Annotated in this window: 4 protein-coding genes and 1 pseudogene; 4 read left to right on the forward strand and 1 reads right to left on the reverse strand. The window is 61.2% G+C overall.

Annotated features, from left to right (window positions below):
• The 4 genes from H6B10_RS09725 to H6B10_RS09740 form a co-directional block, all read left to right on the forward strand.
• On the forward strand, positions 1 to 1602 hold a 1602-nt coding region (locus H6B10_RS09725), incomplete at its 5' end, for an extracellular solute-binding protein (RefSeq protein WP_204651424.1).
• 43 nt (positions 1603 to 1645) lie between these two features.
• Positions 1646 to 3118, forward strand: coding sequence for a glycoside hydrolase family 32 protein (locus H6B10_RS09730; protein WP_204651425.1), 1473 nt, complete (start codon positions 1646 to 1648; stop codon positions 3116 to 3118).
• 364 nt (positions 3119 to 3482) lie between these two features.
• Positions 3483 to 6095 carry a cation-translocating P-type ATPase gene (locus tag H6B10_RS09735; RefSeq protein WP_204651426.1) on the forward strand — a complete coding sequence of 871 codons (2613 nt, stop codon included), beginning with the start codon at positions 3483 to 3485 and terminating at the stop codon, positions 6093 to 6095.
• A 203-nt stretch (positions 6096 to 6298) separates the two neighbouring features.
• Positions 6299 to 7021: a hypothetical protein gene (locus H6B10_RS09740; RefSeq protein WP_204651427.1), complete on the forward strand. Its 723-nt coding sequence runs from the start codon at positions 6299 to 6301 to the stop codon at positions 7019 to 7021.
• A gap of 106 nt (positions 7022 to 7127) precedes the next feature.
• On the opposite strand, the pseudogene H6B10_RS09745 reads toward H6B10_RS09740, so the two are convergent.
• Positions 7128 to 9552, reverse strand: a pseudogene (locus tag H6B10_RS09745) (hypothetical protein); the annotation flags it as partial.

The following is a 9552-nucleotide window of genomic DNA, read 5'->3' on the forward strand; positions in this document are numbered from 1 at the left end:
GGCACCGTCAACACCAACACCGAACAGACCGACTTCAAGATCATCAGCGGTATCTCGGCCCTGTCCGGCGGCTACGATTCCAACGAAGTGCTCAACACCATGGCCCAGAATGCCGGCATTTCCATTACCTGGGACACCATGAGCGATTCTTTGTCCGAGCAGGTAAACATCCGCATTGCCGGCAACGACCTGCCCGACGCCTTCAACGCCGTAGGCTTCTCCAACTACGACCTGACCAACTACGGCCAGGACGGCACTTTCATTGATCTTACCCCCTACATCACCGAAGAATATATGCCCAACCTGACCAAGATCCTGGAAGAGCACCCCGATATCCGGGCAGCCATCACCATGGACGACGGCTGCATCTACGGCCTGCCCTCCGGTGAACAGATGGGCACCGCCGGCATCGGCAAAGAGGAAGACTACAACATCTACACCATCCCCCAGTATTCCATGATCAACAAAGCCTGGCTGGACGAGCTGGGCCTGGAAGTTCCCACCACGCTGGATGAACTGCACGGCGCGCTGGAAGCGTTCAAAGAGAACGACATGAGCGCCACCTATTACGGCAACGAAGCCGGTTCCACCATCCCCATGTCCTTCGGCATCGACCAGTGGTGCTGGGGCCAGAACATCTTCTACGCCGGGTTCGGCTTTACCAACTGGACCAACGATATCTGCGCCGACCTGGTGCTGCAGCCCGACGGCACCGTCAACTTTGTGAGCGACGACGACAACTACCGCGCTGCGCTGGAATACTTCCACAACTGGTTTGCCGAAGGCCTGATCGACCAGGAAGCCTTCAGCCAGACCGACACCCAGTACATGGCCAAGTGCTCCCAGGGTGAAGTTGGTGTTGCCACCTGGTGGTACATCGAGGAACTGATGGGCGATTACGCCGACGACTACGTTTTCCTGCCGGTTCTGGAAGGTCCCGACGGCAGCTACAATGTCACCGTCCGTGACGGCGGCGGCATCAATTCCGGCAACCTGAGCATCACCTCTGCCTGCGAGAGCCCCATCAACCTGCTGAAGTTCTACGACCAGTGGTATGATCCCGAAAACGTTATGCAGCTGCAGTACGGCCCCATCGGCACCTACTTCACCGAGCGGGACGAAAACGGCCTGTGGCAGAGCATCTCCGACGAAGAAGCCCAGCAGAAGTTCGGCAAGAGCGCCGGTGAAGTGAAGAGCGAGTACGAAGTGTACGGCCCGAAGCTGATCCTGTCCGACTATTATGCCACCACCTTTGAGATGGAACCCCGCGCCGTGGAGCGCCTGACCGACCTGTATGACTACTGGATGCCCTTTGTGAAAGATACCACCACCTACCCCATCGACTGCGTGTACACCGAGGACGAGCTGGACACCATCGACAAATGGCGTGTAGACTTCGAGAACTTTGTGGCCGAACAGGAAGCCACCTGGCTGCGTGACGGCGGCATCACCGACGACACCTGGAATGCCTACAAAGAAAACCTGAACAGCTATGGTATGCAGGAACTGCTGGAAGTCTACCAGGCTGCCTACGACCGCTATGAAGAAACCGCCGGTGCTGTGGACACCACCGCTCCTGCCACGGCAGAATCTGCCGCCTGATTTTTCCCAAAAAACTGATCTGAAAAGAGGAGGTTCTTCCCTTATGCCGTGTTCTGCGACCAAACTGGAAGAAGCCCGCATCTATGAGGCACGGGAAGGCGCCGCCATCCCGGCCGAGGCCCGCCCCCTGTTTCACCTGACGCCCTATGTGGGCTGGATGAACGACCCCAACGGGTTCTGCTTCTACCAGGGTGCTTACCATCTGTTTTACCAGTATTATCCTTACGATACCGTCTGGGGGCCCATGCACTGGGGCCACGCCGTCAGCACGGATCTGCTGCACTGGGAACACCGTCCCTGTGCCATAGCCCCGGACACCGACGCCGACGCCAAAGGCTGCTTTTCCGGCACCGCAACAACCGCCCCCGACGGGCGCCTGCTCCTGCTGTATACCGGTGTGCAGGATGACGGCAACGGTGGCGTAAAGCAGCTGCAATGCCTGGCTGCCGGGGACGGCACCGACTTTGTGAAAGACGCCGCCAACCCGGTGATTGGCGAAGATCTGCTGCCCGACGGCGGTTCCTGCGTGGATTTCCGGGACCCGAAAATCTGGTATGAGGACGGCTGTTACCACTGCGTAGTTTCCACCCGGGACGCCAAGGACCAGGGCCGCATCCTGCTGTACGAAAGCCCCGACGCCCGCCACTGGACCTACCGCACCACCCTGGACAGCTGCCATTGGGAATACGGCAAGATGTGGGAATGCCCCGACTTCTTCCCCCTGGACGACCGGCAGGTGCTGCTGGTCAGCCCCCAGGAAATGGAAGGCAGCGCCGACGGTGAGTTCCACGCCGGATTCGGCACGGTAGCTCTGCTGGGCCATTACGACAAAGCACAGGCCCGCTTTACCCGGGAACAGGTCCAGACCCTGGACTACGGCACCGAGTTCTACGCTCCCCAAACGGTGCTGACCCCCGACGGCCGCCGTATCCTGATTGCCTGGATGGAAAACTGGGCCACCGTAAACGAAGCGCCCCGTAGGCACCGCTGGTTCGGCTGCATGACCATGCCCCGGGAACTGTTCCTGCAAAACGGCCGGCTGTGCCAGCGCCCTGCGCGGGAGATCGAAGCCCTGTGGCAGAACACCATCAGCCGCCGGGAACGGCTGAACGGCACCGCCGCTTATGAGGGCATTGCCGGACGGCATACAGACCTTACCGTGACCCTGGATGCCGCTGCCTGCCCCGACTGCCGCCGCTTTACCCTGCGCTTTGCCGCGGACGAACGCCACGCCACCGAACTTTGCTGGACGCCCGCCTGCAGCGAACTGCTGCTGGACCGCAACCGCAGCGGCAGCCGCCGGGACATCCCCCATATCCGCCGGGTACCCGCCGCCCCGCAGGACGGTAAGCTGACCTTGCGGCTGGTGCTGGACGGTGAATGTGCCGAGTTGTTCATCAACGGCGGCGAGCGCACCATGGCCATCCGGCTGGAGACCCCCGCCGAAGCCAAAGGCATTATCTTTACCGCCGAAGGTCCTCTGCAGATGGAAATCACCCACCATCAGCTGGGCTGATTACAGACCCAAAACTCCGCCAATCTTCCGGTTGGCGGAGTTTTTTCACGCACACACGGTTTCTGTGGGGAACCGCCTTGGCCGCAGTTGCATCAAACCATGCCCTTTTGCCCATTTTTTTGATGTAACAAAACTAACACTTGCATTTCCGGCTTATCCATGGTATAGTTGCTTGTTGAAAAGGGAGTAGTTGTAAGTCGCGCCGTCAACATCCCGATTCCGCTTGCCGGAATCTGGCGGAGCGAGCCCATTCCAGTGGTAACAAGACTTTTCGGCCGGGAGCAATCCCCACGGCCGGGAGGTCTTTTTTGTTTGCCCGTGCCGGATGGGCCCGGTACATTTTATACAGAGAGGCGAGAAACGTATGCAGAAATCCTATTTCAACCTGTCCCCCAAAGAAACGCTCGAACAGCTGGGCGTAACTTCCGGCGGACTGGACCGCGCCCAGGCGGAGCAGCGCCTGGCCCAATACGGTCCCAACCGTCTGGCCGAAGGCGAAAAGAAGAGCTGGCTCTCGGTATTTCTGGAGCAGTTCAAAGACCTGCTGGTGGCCATTCTGATCGTGGCAGCCATCATCTCCATGTTCTCCGGCAACCTGGAAAGCACCCTGGTCATCTTTGCGGTGCTGATCCTCAACGCCGTGCTGGGCACCGTGCAGTATTTCAAGGCGGAGAAGTCTCTGGAAAGCCTGAAGGCCATGAGTGCGCCTTCCGCCAAGGTGCTGCGTGACGGCCAGCGGATGGAAGTGCCCGGCGACCAGGTAGTTCCCGGCGACATTGTGGAGCTGGAAGCCGGCGACCTGATCGTGGCGGACGGCCGCATCCTGAACAGCTGGTCCCTGAAGGTAAACGAAAGTTCCCTGACCGGCGAATCCGAAGCCGTGGAGAAGAGCCGCGAAACCATTGAAGGCACCGAAGTTGCCCTGGGCGACCAGAAAAACATGGCCTTTTCCGGTTCGCTGGTGACCTACGGCCGCGCCACCATGGTGGTGACTGCCACCGGCATGGATACCCAGCTGGGCCGCATTGCCGCGCTGATGAACCAGACCCAGCAGCGCAAGACCCCGCTGCAGAAAAATCTGGATGACTTTTCCGGCAAACTGGCCATGGTCATTATGGTCATTTGCGCCGTGGTGTTCCTGCTGTCGGTGTTCCGCAACGGCATGGGCGTGCTGGATTCCCTGATGTTTGCCGTGGCTCTGGCCGTGGCTGCCATTCCCGAAGCGCTGAGTTCCATCGTTACCATTGTGCTGGCCATGGGCACCCAGAAGATGGCCCGTCAGAATGCTATCATCAAGGAACTGAAAGCCGTGGAAAGCCTGGGTTCGGTGCAGGTGATCTGCTCCGACAAGACCGGTACCCTGACCCAGAACCGCATGACCGTGCAGACCATCTGGGCCGACGGCACCCTGACCAAAGGCACCGACCTGGAGCTGGCCAACGACGCCCAGCGCGCCCTTTTGAAGATTGCCGTGCTGGACAGCGACGCCACCATCAACCCTGAAACCAACGCCCCGGTGGGCGACCCCACCGAGGTAGCCCTGGTACAGCTGGGCAACTATTTCTATGTGGAAGCCCCCGTCTACCGCAGCCAGCATCCCCGTCTGGCGGAACTGGCCTTTGACTCTGACCGCAAGCTGATGAGCACCCTGCACAACACCGACGACGGCCCCATGCTGTTCACCAAAGGTGCCATCGATGTGCTGCTGGACCGCTCCACCCGCCTGCTGACCGCCGATGGCCCCGTGCCCATGACGCCGGAACGCCGTGCCGAGATCGAGCGGGTCAACCGCGAAATGTCCGAAAACGGCCTGCGCGTGCTGGCCTTTGCCCAGCGCCCCCTGCCGGAAGCCCGCCTGCTGACCCTGGAAGATGAACAGGATTACACCTTCGTGGGCCTGATCTCGATGATCGACCCGCCGCGTCCCGAAAGCGTGCAGGCTGTGGCCGAAGCCAAAAAAGCCGGCATCCGCACTGTGATGATCACCGGCGACCACAAGGTCACCGCCACCGCCATTGCCAAGCAGATCGGCATTTTCAGCGAGGGCGATATGGCCGTGGACGGCGTGGAACTGGAAGCCATGACCGACGCCGAACTGGACGAAAAACTGCCCCGCATTGCGGTGTATGCCCGCGTTTCGCCCGAGCATAAGATCCGCATCGTCACCGCCTGGCAGCGCCGCGGCTGCATTGCGGCCATGACCGGCGACGGCGTCAACGACGCCCCCGCCCTGAAAAAGGCTGATGTAGGCGTGGCCATGGGCATTACCGGCACCGAGGTGAGCAAGGATGCCGCCGCCATGATCCTGGCGGACGACAACTTTGCCACCATCGTCAAGGCGGTGCTCAACGGCCGCAGCGTGTATGCCAACATCCGCAACGCCATCCAGTTCCTGTTGTCCGGCAACATGGGCGCCATTCTGGCGGTCATCTATGCCTCGCTGGCCGGCCTGAGCGTGCCGTTCCAGCCGGTGCACCTGCTGTTCATCAACCTGCTGACCGACAGCCTGCCCGCCATTGCCCTGGGTATGGAACCTGCCCGTCCCGGCCTGATGGACCAGAAGCCCCGTGACCCCAATGCTTCTATGATGGACAAGCCCATGCTGACCCATGTGTTCGGCCAGGGCCTGATGATCGGCGTAGTTTCTATGATTGCCTTCTATATCGGCCTGGCCCAGGGCGACGCCGCACTGGCCAGCACCATGGCCTTTGCCACCCTGACGCTGGCCCGTCTGTTCCACGGCTTCAACTGCCGCGGCACCGAGTCCATCTTCCGGCTGGGCCTGGCCGGCAACCCCTATTCGCTGATGGCTTTCGGCGTGGGCGTGCTGCTGCTGGCTTTTGTCCTGTTCGTTCCCGCGCTGGAAGGCCTGTTCCTGGTAGCTCCCGTCACCGGCTTCCAGCTGCTGTGCATCATCGGTCTGGCCTTTGCGCCCACCCTGCTGATCCAGCTTTCCCGCCTGGTACGCGGTAAATAAACCTTCCCCGAATCGCCAATATAAAGGCGGCTGCACAGATCTGTGCTGCCGCCTTTTTTGTCGCATGTACAAAATCTTTACAACTTTTTGGGGAAAACGCCACTTGAAACCGCTAAACCGTACCATGTAGACTGGTAGTATGAGGACGGCCTGCGCCCGGCTTCCCTGCCACGGTGCAAATTATGACCGTCAGGAGGAGTACCATGAAAAAAGGCATTGCATTGTATCTGTCGGCTGCATTGCTGGCCGCTCTGTTGGCCGGCTGCAGCCAGACTGCCGCCCCATCGTCGGCTGCCGAGGCCACCGCCCCGCCGGCGGCCACCGCAGCCCCCACGCCGGAACCCACGGCTACCCCGGCCCCCACCGCCACACCGGAACCCGCCACCTATACCCCGGGTGTGCTCACCGAGGACGGGTACACAAACACCTCGCTGGGGTTCATGTTCTCCCCCAGCGAAAGCATGGTGCTGGCCACCGAGGAGGAGATGCAGGCCCTGATGCAGAACGGCGCCGATTTCGTCTACGGCGACGCCCCCAACAGCGACCAACTGATGGAGCAGGTGCAGCAGACCTCCGGCTATGAGATGGTGGCGGTGGACGTAGCCACCGGCAGCAGCGTCAGCATCGCCACCGAGACGCTGGCCCTGGAGGGCATTGACGAAACCCAGTACATTGCGGCCCTCAAACAGCAGCTGGCCCAGGTGGATTCCCTGCAGGTAACCTTTGACGACCCCGGCACGGTGACCCTTGGCGACACCACCTTTACCGGCATAACCTATACGGCCGCAGCCAACGGCATGCAGACTTCCCAGACCATGCTGCTGAAGAAAGTCGGCGATACCATGTGCCTGATCGTGCTGGGCTACATCGACCCCGCCCAGTACCCTGTCCTGTTGAACTGCTTCACCACCATCTCGGCGGTATGATTTGCCGGGTACTCTGGCGTGCGACATAGTTGGCAATGGACCCCAGCTTAAACTTGCTCACAAAACAAAAGGGCGGCTGCCTATTCAGGCAGCCGCCCTTTTCGGTTCAGGATTTAGCCTTTGCGGCGCGATGCCTGCGAACCGCCACGGCCAGCACCGCCAGCAGAACCAGCGCTGCGCAGGGCAGTACCAGCAGCGCCGGCGGCAAGGTAGCCCGCGGCACCTCTGCCAGGGCATCATCACCGGGCTGCAGTGTGCAGACCAGATAACTGCCGTCCACGGTGGTTTCCGCCTTGCGCCAGCTGCCGTCCCCGCCGCGCAGATAGAGGTCCGCCTTCTTCTGCGCAGGCAGATAATGCAACTGCATCGTACCGGATGTTTCTTCCGGCAGGGTAAATTGCCAGCTTTCCGCCGTTCCGGAAGGAACGCCGTCCTCCAAAGCGGTCACAGTCAGCGTACCCTCCGCAAAAGTACCTTCTGCCAACAGGATGGCACGGCCATCCTCCCGCTGTTCGGCACTTTCAAGCACCGTTGCCAGCGGGGTATAAACCGCCGCCACGGTCTGGTCAAACACAACGCAGTCATGGGCAAACGCCGGCCATGCAGCAGTAAACCCTTCCTTGGTGGGAATGTCTGGCACTTGGGTCATATCAAAGGCGCTGCCGTATTCCACCGGGATCACCGCCACCGTCTGGCCATCCGCCGTAAAGGTGATGGTAATGGTGGAGAAGGTTTCGGGCAGATTTTCCTGGGTAGCCAGGGCCGCAAAATCCGCGAAGGAAACCGGCTCCGCCTGCCCTGCATAGCTGACGCCGTCAATGCCGCCCAGTGTATCGCTGACAAAGCAGTTATCCTGCACCGTGCCGGTATTGTCCTGCAGTTGGTTGAGGGTGTTGCTCAGGGAATCTTCCGCCAGCAGGGTACCGGCCACCGCCCCCACCTTTTCGGTGCCGGTGGCTTCCACCATGGCACGGCAGCCGGTAAGGGTGTAACCGCTGCCCGCAATGCCGCCCACACAGCGGTTTCCCGCCAGACGGCTTTCGGAAGCACAGTTTCGCAGGATAGATTTGCTCTGCCCGGCAATGCCGCCCACATAGTCCACATCCTCCAGCAGTAAATCGGCGGTGTTGCAGCACTGCAGCACGGACCCCAGTTCCATACTGCCCACGATACCGCCTGCGCACTGCTTTTGTGCCTCCACGCTTCCCTGGTTGGTGCAGCCGCGCACCACAACGCGGGTCTTATAGGTCACATTCAGCGAGCTGCTGCCGCTGATGCGGGTATCGTCCTCGGGGTCCAGGTCGTTTTCCCGTGCCATAGCCCCGGTAATGCCGCCGGCGTTCAGGTCCGCATATACCGCCCCGGAATTGAGGCAGTTGCAGACCTTGCCCTCGGTGTCGCCGTCGGTATCTTCGTCGGAAACATCCTCAAAAAGAGTTCCCTGCCCGGCGTTTTCGGCTGCGCCCAGCAAGGTATTGCCGATCTTGTTGAGCTGGTTGGTAATGGCTTCCATATCCCGGATCAACGCCTGGGTATGGTCCCCGGTATTGGTATTCAGCGCTTCCACCCCGTCGGCAATGGAGGTCAGGCTGCCGCTGAGGCTGTTGCGCGCTGCCGTAATGGCATCCTGATCATTGAGTTCGATGCTGGGTACCGTCAGGGTAGCGGAACCGTCCAGCGAAACGCCACCATCCGCCGATGCCGCCCCGTCCAGCGAAGCACTGCCGCCGCCCTGCCCGGCCAGGTCAGTACTGATCTCCAATCCGGGGGCCCGGTGGGGCGGACGTCCGTGGGCTTCTTCGCTGCGTTCGGCCTCCGTGCCGCTGTCTGCCGGCTGGCTGGTGTCGGAAGAAACCGCCGGTTCCTCCGTGGAAGCCGCCGGGGGTTCCGGAACAGGGGTTTCTGTCGGTTGTACAGCAGGCGGTTCGGCAGGCTGCTCATCGGGCAGCGGCGTAGGAATCGCCGTCGGTTCCGGTGTAACGGAAGGCGTCGCTGTCGGTGCAGGTCCCGGGGTCGGACTTTCCGCCGGGTTCTCGGTAGGTGCCGGGGTGGCGGAAGGCCCGATCTCGGTATCGATAGAAGCACTGCCCTGTCCTTCGCCGCTTACATCCGCCCCCGCACCGGCATTTCCCTGTCCGGTCAGGTCGGCCAGGGTGGTCAGCGTCAGGTTTTGGGTGCCGATGTCGATGCCGTCCGCCACTTTCTGCAGCAGAGTATCCACCGCACTGCGGGCACTGTCTACCCGGTTTTTCAGGTCATTGATCTGGGCGGTCACTTCACTGGAAGAAGCCGCCGCATCCCGGGTCGCCTGGTTCATCAGGCCCTGCAGGGTGTTCAGTTCCCCCTGCAGCTGCTGCAGGGTGTCCTGACTGTACTGCAGCACATTGGAAGGCTCCATCTGCCCCACAATGCCGCCGCCCTCCTTGCGGGCGTGAACGGTACCATTGTTGACGCAGCCTTCGATGTAACCGGTCTGACTGCCGGCAATGCCGCCCACGTTGTAACCGATATGGTCATACCCCACGGCACCC

This window comes from Gemmiger formicilis (assembly GCF_016901605.1).
Classification (GTDB): Bacteria; Bacillota; Clostridia; order Oscillospirales; family Ruminococcaceae; genus Gemmiger; species Gemmiger formicilis_B.